Raw genomic sequence first — 13,981 nt, forward strand, 5'->3', positions numbered from 1 at the left:
TGCAGGATGGGGACATCACCTTCGAGTGTCCGGGGAAGATCACTTATCACTCGGTGCAGCGGAAGTTGGCCGGGCCGACGAGTTCGCCGTATGGGCTGCCGCTGTTCCCGCAGAGCATCTGCATCGAGTGCATGCTGAAGGCGGCACAAAGCGGAGCCCCCTTCTCCGCCTTGCAGTGAGAGCGTTGCGTTGGAATTCGCGACCGATCCGATCGACCCCCTCCACCTTGCCCATGCCGTGCAAGCGATGGCCGACGCCCAACCGTCATCCGTCGGCCTCTGGTTGCTGATCGATGCGGCCTTGCTGGACCCGGCGCGCCTGGCGTCGGTGCTGCGCCGCAACGGGTGGCCGCATGTCAACGCACTGGCCAACACACCGCTGGAGGCCTACGGTGCGCAGGGACCGCAGTTGCTGGAACTGCCACGAGATGACGACGAGGTCCGCGCCGAGGGCCTGCGACGCCTCGCCACGATCGACCCGGCGGCGCCTGCATTCAGCTGGTTCGCTTCCAGCCATTCCGTTGCGCATCTGCAGGCCTGCTTCGGCTACCTTGCCCAGGCGCGGCACGATGGCCTGAAGCTGCACTGCCGCATGGGCGATGTACGCGTTCTTCCCACGCTGCTTGCCACGCTGTCCGTGCCTCAGACACAGCGCGTGGCCCAAGCCATTGCGCAGTGGCAATGGTTCGATCGCAGTGGTGCCTCGGTTGGCAACTGGCTGGCTGCTGCCGGGGAAGAGGGTGCTGCCGATGCCGGCGATCATCTCGAACTCGACGCAACGCAATTCGCAGCGCTTCTGGATGCCTCGGAGGCCGACGGCATCTTTGCGCAGCTGCTCGAGACGGTGTCGCAGCTGGTGCCGCAGACCGACCGGGCGGCGTTTCATCAGCGGCTCCAGCGCGCGCTCGAGGTCGCCACCCGCCTGCACGTAGCAGGCAATCCCGACCGGCTTCAGTTCGTGGTGCTGTCACTGACCTGTGGCGACAACTTCTACCAACACCCCGATCTGTCGGACACATGGAAGGCCGTCGCGCAAGGCACAAGCCTGTCGAGCCTGATGAAGGGCTGGAGCGACGAGTTGTGGAAGGCGTTGGAGGGCAAGGCTTCATGAAGCGCTTGGCTCTCTTGGCGCTTTGCGCGTTGGCGTTGCTGGGGGCTTGCAGCAGCAAGAAGCCGGCGGCTGAAAGCTACAGCGCCAACCTCAGTGCCTACAACCACACAGAGGACTACATCCATCAGTTCTATGTGGATGAGGCGGGTGGCGGGAATTCATACCCCTACGGTGGCGGCGGCAGCTTTGTGTGCTGCATCTCCTATCCGGCCCAGTGGCGTCCCGGGCTCAGCGCAACGGTGGAATGGACGACCTCGAGCGGGATTCCTGGCGACAAACGCCCCGAGGCCATCAAGCCCACATGGCACAAGAGGGTTGTCCCGATCGATCGATATGACGTCCCAGGCGGCACGCTCAACGTGCACTTCCTGGCCGAGAGCGATGTTCGATTGGTCATCTCCAACATGGGAGCCGGCGCCAAGGGCTACCCCGGCCCTGCCTATCCGGTGAAGCCATTGGATTGGAAATGGTGAGCCCGAAGCGAACAAGAGATTCGGCAAGAGGTCCGGGAGGAACAACCGATGAACGTATGGAAAGGCCACACGCCATGAAACGCACCACAACCTTGACGCTTTGCGCACTGGCACTCCTGACGCTGCCACTGGTGGCTTGCAGCAGCAAGAAGCCGGCAGCCGAAAGCTACAGCGCCAACATCAGCGCCTACAACCACACCGAGGACTACATCCACCAGTTCTATGTGGATGGGGCAGGCGGTGGCAACTCACGCCCCTACGGCGGCGGCGGCAGCTTTGTGTGCTGCATCTCCTATCCCGCCAAATGGCGTCCCGGCCTCACAGCAACAGTGAAATGGACGACCTCGAGCGGAATCCCAGGCGACAAGCGACCCGAGGCCATCAAGCCCACTTGGCACGAAAAGGTGGTCCCCATCGACAAGTACGACATCCCGGGCAGCACGCTCAATGTGCATTTCCTTGCCGATGGCGATGTTCGATTGGTCATCTCCAGCAAAGGCTCCGGCGCCAAGGACTATCCCGGCCCCGCCTATCCGGTGAAGCCTCCCAACTGGAAATGGTGAGTCAGTGCGAACACGTATTCATTCCTTCTGAAAGATCCCGGGGGAGCAACACATGGAAAAATTCAAAGAAGGCTGGTACGAAATCAGCTTTGACGCCAACACCCACGAGAAGCGCTATCTCTACTTCAAGACCGCCGTGCTTTGCACGGCCGAGTGCATCGTCAAGGAAACAGGGCTGCAGATACTGAGGTGGTCGGACGAAGCGGGCAGGGCCATCAAGTGTTTGCCCAGCTACAAGTGGACAGCCAATGCGCCGAAAGGCGACTGGTGGGACAACGACCCGGGCGGCAAGAACTACCAGCCCGCACTGCCTGGCGACCATTCGCGCGCCGACCGGACCCTGACCGCACGCGAACTGTGCCAACGCGCCGCCAGCGCCGACCCGAGCAAGGCCGATTCACTGAGTTGCGCCAAAGAGATTCACGTGGGCCTGTTTTTTGACGGCACCAACAACAACCTGATCCGCGACACGCCCGACCAAAGCCACACGAACGTGGTCAGTCTCTTCAACGCGCACAAGGACGACAAGGTCGAGAATTTTCGCTACTACATCCCCGGCGTCGGTACACCGTTCCCCGAGATCGGTGAGATGAAGGAACTGGACAACGGCAAGCGCTTCGGCACCGGTGGCGAGGCGCGCATCCATTGGGCGTTGATTCAGGTCTACAACGCACTGCATCGGGCATATCACACGTCCGACCTTGTCCAGCCGGACGAAATGAAAGACCTCTGCGTCGATCAACTGAAGACCTGGTGGCGCTTGAGCGACAACAAGATGGTCAGCATCTTCAGGGGCATTCAAGAGCGCCTGCTGAAAGCCATCAAGGACCAACGGCCGCGGGTGACCAAGATGCATCTGTCGGTCTTCGGCTTTTCGCGTGGTGCGGCCGAAGCGCGCGCCTTTTGCCAGTGGATCCAGCTGGTCGCCGAGAACATGACGATCGGCGAAGCGGCACTGGAGCTTCATTTCCTGGGCATCTTCGACACCGTGGCGTCCGTCGGGCTGGCCGATTCGTCACCCGTCGGCGAGGGCTTTCAGGACTGGGCCGACGGCACCATGGACATCAACGGCGTCAACCAGACCGTTCACTACGTGGCGGCACACGAAATACGCCAGTCGTTTCCGCTGTCCACGGCACGCATCAGGGCCACGAACTACCCGCCGAACACCAAGGAGTTCGTCTATCCGGGGGCTCACTCTGACCTGGGGGGAGGCTACCCGTCGAAGTCCCAAGGGAAGGGTGTCGAGGGACGAACCGCATTGCTCTCGCAGATTCCCTTGATGGACATGTATTTCGAGGCCTTGGCCGCGGGCGTTCGCGTGGACAGCAAGTCAGAAATGCAAGGCGAAATACAAGCCGATTTCGAGGTCGCTCCTACCCTCGACAAGTCCTTCAGCGATTACGCAGCCTGGACCACGACAGAGGAAAAGCAGAACGTCGCCAACGGCGGCGAGCCTGTGCAAAACCGCATGCGTTATCACATGGAGTTGTATTGGCGCTGGCGTGCGTCCAAGAGCGACGAGGCCACCTTCAAGGCCATGGCTAGCTACGAGGCCTCCAACAAACAGGACCGACAGGATCTGTGGGAGTCGGAACTCGACTGGCGTGAAGACGTCAAGGCCGCCCAGGCGGCCAACCAGCCCAGACGGGTGTTCGTTCCCAGAGCGGGCGTCTACGTTGACCAGCCGCCCCGCGCCAACGAGGTGGAAAAGCGCCTCGTGCGCGCCGTGGCAGCCGCCAAGGACGTTCCGCAAGCCGCCAACGACTTCTTCGACAAGTATGTCCACGACTCGCACGGCGGGTTCTGGATGCTCGGCCCCATCACGAAGGAGAACCGCGAGGACTTCGTGGCCGCCATCAAGCAGAAGAAGGCCACGCACGACCGGTTGCTGAAGGCGGCTGACGAAGAGTCGATGCCCTCTGCCGCGGAGAACCTGCGCAACTTCGCCCGCGGCTATGAACTCAACAATTTCGAACACCGCGTGCTCGCACAGGATGCGAAAGAACCGGGGACACTGCCGCTGATGACGGATGCCGATGCGGCAGATCTGCGAGACAACGCGGGCACGATGGCATCGCTCGCCTTGAAGCTCCTGGGCACCGCCAGCCGGCGCGAACCGCGCGGCCACGGCCGCTACCGGCGCGTGTTCGACAAGAGTTGAAGAAGCCCGCTGCAGGTTCTGTCATCACCTCGCGGAACCTGCAACAGCCAGTTGCCTGTCCATCGCCGCCCGGTGACGTCGGCTCCAGATGAATCCGATCGCCCTCATCCTGGTCCTCGGCACCCTGCCGTCGGCGGTCTGCACGCTCTTCCTGATCGGCCATCGCGCACGCCCCGTCCGTCGTGGGCACCTCGCTTGAGAAAGGCCTGGCTGTACGTGCTCGTGCTGGCCGGCACCGCATTGCTTTATCTCGGCGCACGCCACCTGCTCATCGACACACGCGATACAAGCGCGCGTCTCGAGACCTACATGGCCGCCGTGACGTTCGCCCCCTGCATCGTTTCAGGACTCGTCGCCCTGTTCCTCAAGCCTTGACAGCCGCCCTCATTTACCCGATGCGCGCGATCGCCGTCCCGGCTGCCACATAGCCACCCGCTGCGGCAGCGAAGGTAATGCGCCCCGCGCGGTGCGCGACGACCTGCATCTCCATCTTCATCGCCTCCATCACCGCGATCACCGCACCTTCGGCGACCTCATCGCCGTCGGCGACTTTCCATCCTTGCAGCGTGCCCGACACCGGCGCAGCCACGGCGGCGACATCCGCTGCAGGCGCGTTCGCAACAACGCCAGGCGCAGCAGCACCACCACCCGCCGACGCCAACCCGCGCAGCAACTCCGCCGGCAGCCCCAGCGACATGCGCCGCCCGTCGATCTCGATGGCCGTGCGGTGCAGCGAGGCGTCCGGCAGCGGATCGGGCCGCATGCCTGCCGTCTCATCGTTCGCAAAGTCCGTCTCGATCCAGCGCGTGTGGACCTTGAACGTGTCTTCCGACACGAAGTCGGGGTGCGCCATCACCGCGCGGTGAAACGGCAGCACCGTGGCCAGGCCTTCGATGCGGAATTCCTTGAGGGCGCGGCGTGCGCGCGCGATCGCCTGGGCGCGCGTGGCGCCTGTGACGATGAGCTTGGCCATCAGCGAGTCGAAGGTGCCGGGCACCTGCGAGCCGGCGTCGACGCCGGTGTCGACGCGCACGCCCGGGCCCGAGGGGGCGTCGAACACATGGACGGGGCCGGGTGTCGGCAGGAAGCCGCGGCCCACGTCTTCGGCGTTGATACGGAATTCGAAGGAGTGGCCGCGCGGTGCGGGCGTTTCCTTGACGGACAGCGGCAGGCCTTCGGCGATGCGCAGCTGCTCGATGACAAGGTCGATGCCGGTGGTTTCCTCGGTCACGGGGTGCTCGACCTGCAGGCGCGTGTTGACCTCGAGAAAAGAGATCGCGCCGCTCGCGCTCAGCATGAACTCGACGGTGCCGGCGCCGGTGTAGCCGGCGGCCGTGCAGATGTCGCGCGCCGACTGGTGGATGCGTTCGCGCTGTGCGTCGCTCAGGAAGGGCGCGGGCGCCTCTTCGACCAGCTTCTGGTTGCGCCGCTGCAGCGAGCAGTCGCGCGTGCCGAGCACGACGACGTTGCCGTGCGTGTCGGCGATGACCTGGGCCTCGACGTGGCGTGGGCGGTCGAGGAACTGCTCGACGTAGCATTCGCCGCGGCCGAAGGCGGTGATGGCTTCGCGCACGGCCGATTCGTAGAGGCCTTCGACCTCGTCGAGCCGCCACGCGACCTTGATGCCGCGCCCGCCGCCGCCGAAGGCCGCCTTGATGGCGATCGGCAGGCCGTGCTGTTCGGCAAAAGCGAGCACCTCGCCCGCGTTGCTGACCGGGTCGGCCGTGCCCGCAACGAGCGGCGCGCCGACCTTCAGGGCGAGCTTGCGGGCCTGCACCTTGTCGCCCAGCGTGGCGATGGCCGAAGGCGAGGGGCCGATCCACGTCAGGCCGGCGTCGATCACCGCCTGCGCGAAGGCTGCGCTTTCCGAGAGGAAACCGTAGCCGGGGTGCACGGCGTCGGCGCCGCTGCGCTTGGCGATGGCCAGCAGCTTGGGAATGTTCAGGTAGGTGTCGGCCGGGCGGTGGCCGTCCAGGCCGTAGGCCTCGTCGGCGCGGCGCACGTGCAGCGCATTCAGGTCGGGATCGGCGTAGACGGCGACCGACTGCACGCCGTGGTCGGCGCAGGCGCGCGCGATGCGCACGGCGATTTCGCCGCGGTTGGCGATCAGGACTTTTTTCATCGCGGGACTCTCGATCTCAAATCAAAGTTCGATGGGACCGTGGCCGGCCATCGGTTGGAAGCGGACGCGGGCGTTCACGGGGATCTGCCCCGCACGGTCCAGGTGGTGGGTCGCGACCGACGCGATCACGGGGTAGCCGCCGGTGAGCGGGTGGTCGGCCAGGAACAGCACGGGCTGGCCGCTGGGCGGCACCTGGATCGAACCGCGCGCCGTGCCCTCGCTGGGCAGCTCGGCGGTGTTGGCACGCACCAGCGGCTGCTCGCCGTTCAGGCGGATGCCGACGCGGTTCGATTGCGGCGTCACCACCCACGGCTGGCTGCACAGGCGCTCGACGGCGTCGGCGGTGAACCAGTCGGTGCGCGGGCCGAGCACGATGTCGAGCACGACTTCTTCCTGCACGGTGGGCAGGTCGGTCGGCGGTGCTTCGATGGCACCGACGACGGCGCCAATGGCAACGCTGCGCACTGGCAGCACATCGCCTGCCGCCACGGCGGGCGGGCCGATGCGGGCCAGCGTGTCGGTCGCGCAGCTGCCGAGCACGGGCGCCACGGCAAAGCCGCCGCGCACGGCCAGGTAGCTGCGGATGCCGGCGACGGGCTCGCCGATGGTGACGGTGTCGCCGTCGGCCAGCGCGACGGGCTGGTAGCGCGGCAGCGGCCATTGCGCGCCGTCGACGCGGGTCAGCGTGAGCGGGCCGTCGGCGCCGGTGACGGCCATCACGGCGTCGCCGCGGCAGACGAACTGGAAGCCGCCGTAGGCGAGCTCCAGGCAGGCCACGTCCGACGCATTGCCGACCAATCGATTGGCCGCCTGCAGCGAGCGCTGGTCCATCGCACCGGAGGCGGACACGCCCTGCCGCGCCTGGCCATGACGGCCACCGTCCTGCCACAGCGCTTGCAATCCAGCGGCACGAACTTCAAAGGCGCTGCCGCCTTCGACGGCCGCAGGCGCGGGCGCCGCAACAACGCTCTCGACGACAGGCAACGCCACCTTCAACGACGTGGCATCGACAAAGCGCACCGCATCGCCCGGCTGCAGCAGCGCCGGCGTTTCGCGCGACAGGTCCCACATGGGTGTGTCGGTCACGCCGATGATCTGCCAGCCGCCGGGGCTGGCCTGCGGGTACACGCCGCTGAAGCTGCCCGCGAGCCCGACGGCGCCCGCGGGGATGCGGGTGCGCGGCACGGCGCGGCGCGGCACGTTCAGGCTCGGGTGGCCGCCGCTCAGGTAGGCGAAGCCGGGCGCGAAGCCGGTGAAGGCGACGGTGTAGTCGCTGCCGGTGTGGCGGCGCACCAGCTCGTCGGGCGTGATGCCGAGCAGGCCCGCCACTTCGGCAATGTCTTCGCCGTCGTAGCGCACGGGAATCTCGATGCGCTTGTCGGCGCGCGTCTCGCGGGCGTCGAGCTTTCGCTGGCGCACGGCGTGTGCCAGCGCAGCCGCCGACAGCACGGCGGGGCGGAAGGTGATGAGGATGGTGCGCGCGGCGGGCACCAGCTCGTCGATGCCGGCAAGGGGCTCGGCGCGCAGCGAGGCCAGCAGCGCGAGCGTCTGCGCCAGGTCGTCGAGCTCGACCAGCACGGCATTGAGGTTGACGCGAAGAAAGCGCATCGAGGTCGTCATGCGGTGGTGGCCTCGGCAAAGGGGCGGATCGTCACGCCGGCCTGCACGAGCCGCTCGCGCACGCGGCGCGCCATCTCGACCGCGCCGGGGCTGTCGCCGTGCACGCAGATCGAGTCGGCGCGGATGCGCACCACGCTGCCGTCGATGGCGGTGACGGTGCCTTCGTGGGCCAGGCGCAGCATGCGCTCGGCCACGTCGTTCGCGTCGTGCAGCACGGCGCCGGGTTCGCGGCGCGACACCAGCGTGCCTTGCGGTGTGTAGGCGCGGTCGGCAAAGGCCTCGGCCACCACGCGCAGGCCCTGGGCCTCGGCCCAGCCCACGAGCGGCGAGCCTGCGAGCGCGACGAGGACCAGGCTGGCGTCGATCTCGCGCAGGGCGGCGATCACGTCGCGCGCCTGGCGCTCGTCGTGCGCGATGGTGTTGTACAGCGCGCCGTGCGGCTTCACGTAGCGCACCTCGGTGCCGGCCGCGGCGGCCAGGCCCTTCAATGCGCCGATCTGGTAGATGACGTCGGCACGCAGGTCGGCGCTGTCGACGTCCATGTTGCGGCGGCCGAAGCCGACGAGGTCGCGGTAGGCCACGTGGGCGCCCACGGCCACGCCGCGTTCCTTCGCCTGGCGCAGCGTGCGCAGGATGCCCGCGGGGTCGCCGGCGTGGAAGCCGCAGGCCACGTTGGCGCTGCTGACGATGTCGAGCATGGCGGCGTCGTCGCCCATGCGCCAGACGCCGAGGCTTTCGCCGAGGTCACTGTTCAAGTCGATGTTCATCGGGGGTCTCCGGCGTGCACGGCACGCCTCAGGAATCAATGCAGCCGGCCGGCGGTTTCGCGCACGTCGTGGCGCACGGTGAGCGCGGTGCGGATCGCCACGCGGAACGCCTCCACCTGCGCGTCCAGCGCCATGCTCGCCACGCCGGGTTTGGAGGCCGCCTGCTCGGGCAGGTAGGGCACGTGGACGAAGCCGCCGCGCGTGTGCGCCAGCGCCGGGCGCGTCGCGAGCCGGTGCATGAGCGCGTAGAAGATGTGGTTGCACACGAAGGTGCCCGCGCTGTTCGACACGGCCGCGGGCAGGCCCGCCGCGCGCATGTCGCGCACCATGGCCTTGATCGGCAGCGTCGAGAAGTAGGCCGCCGGGCCGTCCCTGACCACGGGCAGGTCGATGGGCTGCTGTCCGGCGTTGTCGGGAATGCGCGCGTCGTCGATGTTCAGCGCGGCGCGCTCCATCGAGATCTCGGTGCGCCCGCCCGCCGCGCCGATGCACAGCACCAGCTGCAAGGGCGAGCCGATCAATGCAGCGTCGAGCGTGTCGATGGCGCGGCCGAACACGCAGGGCAGCTGCACCGCCTGCACCACGGCGCCTTCGCAAACCCAGCCGTCGAGCGCGCGGGCGATCTCCCACGCGGGGTTGACCGGGTCGTTCTCGAAGGGCTCGAAGCCGGCGAGCAGCACGCGGCGTGCCTTGGCATCGGTGGCGGTGGTCATGCGCGGTGCCTCAGCGGAACATCAGGAAGTACAGCAGGAAGATGTTGACCACCAGCAGCGCGGCCGCGGTGGGTATCTGCACCTTGATCACCGCGTTCTTGTCGGGCAGCTCCAGCAGCGCCGCGGGCACGATGTTGAAGTTGGCCGCCATCGGCGTCATGAGCGTGCCGCAGTAGCCCGAGAACATGCCGATGGCCGCCATCACGGCCGGGTCGCCGTGGTACACGCCCACCAGCACCGGCACGCCGACACCGCCCGTCATCACCGGGAAGGCCGCGAAGCCGTTGCCCATGATGATGGTGAACAGGGCCATGCCCAGCACGTACACCGCGACGGCGACGAAACGGATGTCCATGTTGATGTAGCTGGTGGTGATGTGCGCCACCGCCTTGCCCACGCCGGCGTCGGAGAACACCAGGCCCAGCATGCCCAGCATCTGCGGCAGCACCACGGCCCAGCCGAGCGCGTCGGTCAGGCGGCGCGACTCGCGCATGCCCTGCACGGGCGTCTCGCGCGTCAGCCAGCAGGCCAGCGCCAGCGCCACCACGCAGCCGATGCCCAGGCTCACCAGCGTGGTGTTCTTGGGGTCGAGCAGCAGCGTGCCGCCGAGCTTGATGTGGCTCATGCCCACGGTGCCGATCACGGTGACCAGCGGAATCGCCAGCGCCGGAATGAACAGCTTGTTGCCCAGGCGCGTGGCGCTGGCCTGGTACTGCTCGGGCGTGGGCTCGCGGTGCTTGCCCGCGCCGACGCCGCGCAGGCCGGCAATGACGGCCATGCCGATGGCGCCAACGCCGACCAGTGCCGGCGGCAGCTTGTCGCCGATCAGGAAGACCAGCGCATAGATGCCCCAGAAGAGCGCGCTGGTGTAGCGCTTGGGGTGCTGGCGGTCGGCCAGCGTCATCACAGCCGTGACGGCGAGGATGAAGCCGACCAGGAGGTACAGGTGCTGGATCGAGAGAATCATGATGCTCAGCGTCCTTCCTTGGCGGGCACGGCGGTGGCGGGCACGTCGGCTTGCGCGGCGCCGCCCAGTTCACGGGCCAGTGCCTGGTCGAGCCGGCGCAGGCGCCAGGCGTGGATGATGAAGGCGGCAATGGCCGTCGGAATGCCCCACATCGCGATGTGCAGCGGCTCCACGTCGATGCCCGCTTCGTGCAGGAAGGTGGTCATGAGCACGATGGCGCCGAAGGCCACGAAGATGTCTTCGCCGAAGAACAGGCCCACGTTGTCGGTGGCCGCGGCGTAGGCGCGCAGCTTGTGGCGGATGCGGTCGGGCAGCTTGCCGTAGCGCGTCTCGGTGGCGCCTTCGGCCATCGGCGCGAGCAGCGGACGCACCATCTGCGGATGACCGCCCAGGCTGGTCAGGCCCATGGCCGCGGTGAGTTCGCGTGCCGCGAGGTAGACGATCAGCAGGCGACCGGCGGTGGCCGACTTGATGCGGCTGATCCAGTTCTGCGCGTGCTGGCGCAGGCCGTGGCGCTCCAGCAGGCCGATCACCGCCAGCGGCAGAAGAATGATCAGCGGCAGGTTGCGCGTCTTGATGAAGCCGGTGCCGATGGCCGTGAGGATCGCCATCGGGCCGAAGCCGGCGGCGAACGCCGTGACGATGGCCGTGACGATCACCACCAGCATCGGATTGAAGCGCAGGATGAACCCCGCAATGATCACGGCCACGCCGATCAGCGGCCACAGAGGGACTTCAGGTGTCATGGTTGGTCTTTCGTTGCAATGCAAAACACCGGCGCAGGGGCACCGGTGCGGTCGATTGATGCAAACCTCATGCCAATGAATGAGCAATTCATTTCTTATGAATCACTCATTTCAAACAAGTTGTTGAACAATTTCATGTAGTGTGCCCAACAACAGTGCCTGAATACCCCCATGGAAACCCTGAAACGGGCGCGTTTCGGTGCATCGGCGCGGCATGGCACGGGAGCCGTCTGTTACAACGCAGGCTCGCTGCGCCCCTCTCTTTTCCCCTCCGACCGACCGGCATGACCCGACTGGATTCCCCTGCTTCCCCCGCCTCGCCGGCCGCCGGCGCGCTCACGCTCAACGACCGCGTGGCCGAGCTGATCCGCCAGAAGATCGTGAAGGGCGAGTTCTCGCCGGGGCAGCGGCTGTCGGAGGCCGCGCTGGCCGACAGCCTGGAGATTTCGCGCAACACCTTGCGCGAGGTGTTCCGCACGCTGACCAAGGAAGGCCTGCTCAAGCACGCGCCCAACCGCGGCGTGTTCGTGGCGGTGCCGAGCATCGCGTCGATCATCGACATCTACCGCGTGCGCCGGCTCATCGAGTGCCAGGCGCTGGCGCAGGCCTACCCGCGCCACCCCGCCAAGAAGCACATGCGCGAGGCGGTCGAGATGGCGCTGAAATGCCGCGACGCCGGCGACTGGCTCGGCGTGGGCACGGCCAACATGGAGTTCCACAAGGGCATCGTCGAGCTGGCCGACAGCGAGCGGCTCAACGTGCTGTTCGCCCACATCCTGGTCGAGCTGCGGCTGGCCTTCGGGCTGCTGAAAGACCCGGAGTTCTTGCACGCGCCCTACGTGGACATGAACACGAAGCTGCTCGAGCTCATCGAAGCCGGCAAGTTCGCCGAGGGCTCGGCGGCGCTGAACGACTACCTCATCCACTCCGAGCGCATCGTGCTGGCGGTGTATGCGCGGCAGATGCCGGATGGCGGACTCGACAACTAGTTGAACCAGCCCGCGTCGCGCCGCGCGGGCTGCTGCGCTAGCGCTCCTTGCCCATCACCAGGTCAGGCAGGATCGTCACGATCGACGGGAACAACGTGATCAGCGCGATGCACAGCACGAGGCAGAAGAAGAACGGAATCGCGGCCTTGGCGATCACGTTGCTGTCTTTTCCGGTCATGTTCTGCAGCACGAACAGGTTGAAGCCCACCGGCGGCGTGACCTCGGCGATCTCGACCAGCAGCACGATGAAGATGCCGAACCAGACCAGGTCGAAGCCCGCCTTCTGGATCATCGGCAGCACCACCGCGCTGGTCAGCACGATCATCGAGATGCCGTCCAGCGCCGTGCCCAGCACCAGGTACACCACCACCAGCGCACCGATCAGCGCATAGGGCGACAGCTGCATGCTGTCGACCCACTCGGCCAGCTCGCGCGGGATGCCGGTGAAGGCCATGGTCTTGGTGAGGAACGCAGCCCCGGCCAGGATGAACATGATCATGCAGCTGGTGCGCGTGGCGCCCATGATCCCGTCCTTGAAGTTCTTCCAGGTCAGGCTCTTGCCGTAGGCGGCGATGGCCAATGAGCCCAGCACCCCGAAGGCCGCGCACTCGGTGGCCGTGGCCCAGCCGGCCACCAGCACCCAGACGATGAACACGATCAGCAGCGCGCAGGGAATGAGGTTGCCCGACAGCCGGATCTTCTGCATGAAGGTGGTGGGCGGGTCGGCCGGCGGCACCTTGTCTGGATGGCGCAGGCTCCACCATGCGATGTAGCCCGAGAACAGCAGCATCAACAGGAAACCTGGAAGGAAGCCGGCCAGGAAGATGCGGATGATGGAAGCGTCGGCTGCCACGGCATACACCACCATCGTGATCGACGGCGGGATCAGGATGCCCAGCGTGCCGGCCGTGGCCAGCGAGCCGATGGCCAGCTTCTCGTCGTAGCCGCGGCGCTTGAGTTCGGGCAGCGCCACCTTGGCGATGGTCGCGCAGGTGGCGGCCGAGGAGCCCGAGACCGAGCCGAACACGCCGCAGCCGAGGATGGTGGTGTGCATGAGCCGCCCGGGCACGCGGTTGAGCCACGGGCGCAGGCCTTCGAACATCTCCTCGCTGAGCTTGGTTCTGAAGAGAATTTCTCCCATCCAGATGAACAGCGGCAGCGCCGCCAGCTCCCAGCTCGCATTGCTTTCCCAGAAGGCCGAGAACAGGTTCTTGCCGGGCAGGGTGTTGGTGAAGAAGGCTTGGCCGACCCAGCCGACGATGGCCAGGGTCATGGCGATCCACACGCCACCGGCGAGCAGGAGAAGCATGATGGCGAGCAAGAGCGCGCCCATGAGCAGTGTTTCGAGCATGGCGTGCGTTCAGACGTCGGAGGAAAAATCGCCGGCAGCGTGCCGTTCTTCGATGGCGCGCTGGTAGCTGGGCTTTTCGCCGCGCACCACGCCGACGAGCTCGTCGACCATCGCGATCAAGAGCAGCCAGCAGCCGATCACGAAGGCGGACTGCGGAATCCAGATCGGAATGACCACCAACCCTGTGGCCATCTCCGCGAACTCGTAGCTTTCGTACGTGAAGCTGGTGGCCCAGTAGGTGAGGTAGGCCACCGACACTGCCGCGATCAGCAGGCACATCACGTCCAGCACACGCCGCACCTTCAGCGGCACGGCATCGAGCAGCAGCGTCACGCGAACGAAGTCACCATGCCGGAACGCATGTGCCATCGCAAAGAAGGCCGCCGCCGCGCACAG

14 protein-coding genes are annotated in these 13,981 nt (G+C 66.6%); 6 read left to right on the forward strand and 8 right to left on the reverse strand.

Annotated elements, in window-relative coordinates; translation table 11 throughout:
- The first annotated feature begins 189 nt into the window (after nucleotides 1-189).
- The 5 genes from AC3WQM_RS31735 (at nucleotide 190) to AC3WQM_RS31755 (ending at nucleotide 4,685) form a co-directional block, all read left to right on the forward strand.
- Nucleotides 190-1,110 carry a DUF4123 domain-containing protein gene (locus AC3WQM_RS31735; protein ID WP_492683826.1) on the forward strand — a complete coding sequence of 307 codons (921 nt, stop codon included), beginning with the start codon at nucleotides 190-192 and terminating at the stop codon, nucleotides 1,108-1,110.
- Complete coding sequence (locus tag AC3WQM_RS31740) at nucleotides 1,107-1,583, forward strand: DUF3304 domain-containing protein (protein ID WP_492683827.1); 477 nt, start codon at nucleotides 1,107-1,109, stop codon at nucleotides 1,581-1,583. Before AC3WQM_RS31735 ends, AC3WQM_RS31740 begins: the two co-directional genes overlap by 4 nt.
- A 74-nt stretch (nucleotides 1,584-1,657) precedes the next feature.
- Nucleotides 1,658-2,146, forward strand: a complete 489-nt coding sequence (locus AC3WQM_RS31745; RefSeq protein ID WP_489063017.1) for a DUF3304 domain-containing protein — start codon at nucleotides 1,658-1,660, stop codon at nucleotides 2,144-2,146.
- 52 nt (nucleotides 2,147-2,198) lie between these two features.
- Nucleotides 2,199-4,310: a T6SS phospholipase effector Tle1-like catalytic domain-containing protein gene (locus tag AC3WQM_RS31750; protein ID WP_492683828.1), complete on the forward strand. Its 2,112-nt coding sequence runs from the start codon at nucleotides 2,199-2,201 to the stop codon at nucleotides 4,308-4,310.
- A gap of 216 nt (nucleotides 4,311-4,526) precedes the next feature.
- A complete protein-coding gene (locus AC3WQM_RS31755) occupies nucleotides 4,527-4,685 on the forward strand; it encodes a hypothetical protein (protein WP_492683829.1) in 159 nt (52 codons plus the stop codon).
- A gap of 13 nt (nucleotides 4,686-4,698) precedes the next feature.
- On the opposite strand, the gene AC3WQM_RS31760 is transcribed toward AC3WQM_RS31755, so the two are convergent.
- From AC3WQM_RS31760 to AC3WQM_RS31785, 6 genes are read right to left on the reverse strand one after another with little or no spacing between them, the layout of a single operon-like run.
- Nucleotides 4,699-6,432 carry an acetyl/propionyl/methylcrotonyl-CoA carboxylase subunit alpha gene (locus AC3WQM_RS31760; RefSeq protein WP_492683830.1) on the reverse strand — a complete coding sequence of 578 codons (1,734 nt, stop codon included), beginning with the start codon at nucleotides 6,430-6,432 and terminating at the stop codon, nucleotides 4,699-4,701.
- A 21-nt stretch (nucleotides 6,433-6,453) separates the two neighbouring features.
- Nucleotides 6,454-8,040, reverse strand: a complete 1,587-nt coding sequence (locus tag AC3WQM_RS31765) for a 5-oxoprolinase subunit B/C family protein (protein ID WP_492683836.1) — start codon at nucleotides 8,038-8,040, stop codon at nucleotides 6,454-6,456.
- An 8-nt stretch (nucleotides 8,041-8,048) separates the two neighbouring features.
- Complete coding sequence (locus AC3WQM_RS31770) at nucleotides 8,049-8,819, reverse strand: LamB/YcsF family protein (RefSeq protein WP_062477412.1); 771 nt, start codon at nucleotides 8,817-8,819, stop codon at nucleotides 8,049-8,051.
- A 35-nt stretch (nucleotides 8,820-8,854) separates the two neighbouring features.
- Entirely contained in the window at nucleotides 8,855-9,532 is a 678-nt protein-coding gene (gene pcp / locus AC3WQM_RS31775; protein WP_492683831.1) for a pyroglutamyl-peptidase I, read from the reverse strand.
- 10 nt (nucleotides 9,533-9,542) lie between these two features.
- Complete coding sequence (locus AC3WQM_RS31780; RefSeq protein WP_492683832.1) at nucleotides 9,543-10,499, reverse strand: DUF979 domain-containing protein; 957 nt, start codon at nucleotides 10,497-10,499, stop codon at nucleotides 9,543-9,545.
- A gap of 5 nt (nucleotides 10,500-10,504) precedes the next feature.
- Nucleotides 10,505-11,245 carry a DUF969 domain-containing protein gene (locus AC3WQM_RS31785; protein ID WP_139700670.1) on the reverse strand — a complete coding sequence of 247 codons (741 nt, stop codon included), beginning with the start codon at nucleotides 11,243-11,245 and terminating at the stop codon, nucleotides 10,505-10,507.
- 284 nt (nucleotides 11,246-11,529) lie between these two features.
- Here AC3WQM_RS31785 and AC3WQM_RS31790 point away from each other — a divergent pair, with 284 nt between their 5' ends.
- Entirely contained in the window at nucleotides 11,530-12,234 is a 705-nt protein-coding gene (locus AC3WQM_RS31790; RefSeq protein ID WP_492683833.1) for a GntR family transcriptional regulator, read from the forward strand.
- A 37-nt stretch (nucleotides 12,235-12,271) separates the two neighbouring features.
- Here AC3WQM_RS31790 and AC3WQM_RS31795 read toward each other — a convergent pair whose 3' ends face one another.
- The gene (locus AC3WQM_RS31795; RefSeq protein WP_492683834.1) at nucleotides 12,272-13,585 is read right to left on the reverse strand and encodes a TRAP transporter large permease; all 1,314 of its coding nucleotides are present in this window, start codon (nucleotides 13,583-13,585) and stop codon (nucleotides 12,272-12,274) included.
- A 9-nt stretch (nucleotides 13,586-13,594) separates the two neighbouring features.
- On the reverse strand, nucleotides 13,595-13,981 hold a 387-nt coding region (locus AC3WQM_RS31800; protein WP_492683835.1), incomplete at its 5' end, for a TRAP transporter small permease.

The organism is Variovorax sp. FW301-JW7 (assembly GCF_058788795.1).

What these genes read in the sequence shown, in the direction of transcription:
- AC3WQM_RS31740 (WP_492683827.1), top strand. Translation starts at nt 1,107, where the DNA reads ATGAAGCGCTTGGCTCTCTTGGCGCTTTGCGCGTTGGCGTTGCTGGGG.
- AC3WQM_RS31745 (WP_489063017.1), top strand. Translation starts at nt 1,658, where the DNA reads ATGAAACGCACCACAACCTTGACGCTTTGCGCACTGGCACTCCTGACG.
- AC3WQM_RS31750 (WP_492683828.1), top strand. Translation starts at nt 2,199, where the DNA reads ATGGAAAAATTCAAAGAAGGCTGGTACGAAATCAGCTTTGACGCCAAC.
- AC3WQM_RS31760 (WP_492683830.1), bottom strand. Translation starts at nt 6,432, where the DNA reads ATGAAAAAAGTCCTGATCGCCAACCGCGGCGAAATCGCCGTGCGCATC.
- AC3WQM_RS31765 (WP_492683836.1), bottom strand. Translation starts at nt 8,040, where the DNA reads ATGCGCTTTCTTCGCGTCAACCTCAATGCCGTGCTGGTCGAGCTCGAC.
- AC3WQM_RS31770 (WP_062477412.1), bottom strand. Translation starts at nt 8,819, where the DNA reads ATGAACATCGACTTGAACAGTGACCTCGGCGAAAGCCTCGGCGTCTGG.
- pcp (WP_492683831.1), bottom strand. Translation starts at nt 9,532, where the DNA reads ATGACCACCGCCACCGATGCCAAGGCACGCCGCGTGCTGCTCGCCGGC.
- AC3WQM_RS31780 (WP_492683832.1), bottom strand. Translation starts at nt 10,499, where the DNA reads ATGATTCTCTCGATCCAGCACCTGTACCTCCTGGTCGGCTTCATCCTC.
- AC3WQM_RS31785 (WP_139700670.1), bottom strand. Translation starts at nt 11,245, where the DNA reads ATGACACCTGAAGTCCCTCTGTGGCCGCTGATCGGCGTGGCCGTGATC.
- AC3WQM_RS31790 (WP_492683833.1), top strand. Translation starts at nt 11,530, where the DNA reads ATGACCCGACTGGATTCCCCTGCTTCCCCCGCCTCGCCGGCCGCCGGC.
- AC3WQM_RS31795 (WP_492683834.1), bottom strand. Translation starts at nt 13,585, where the DNA reads ATGCTCGAAACACTGCTCATGGGCGCGCTCTTGCTCGCCATCATGCTT.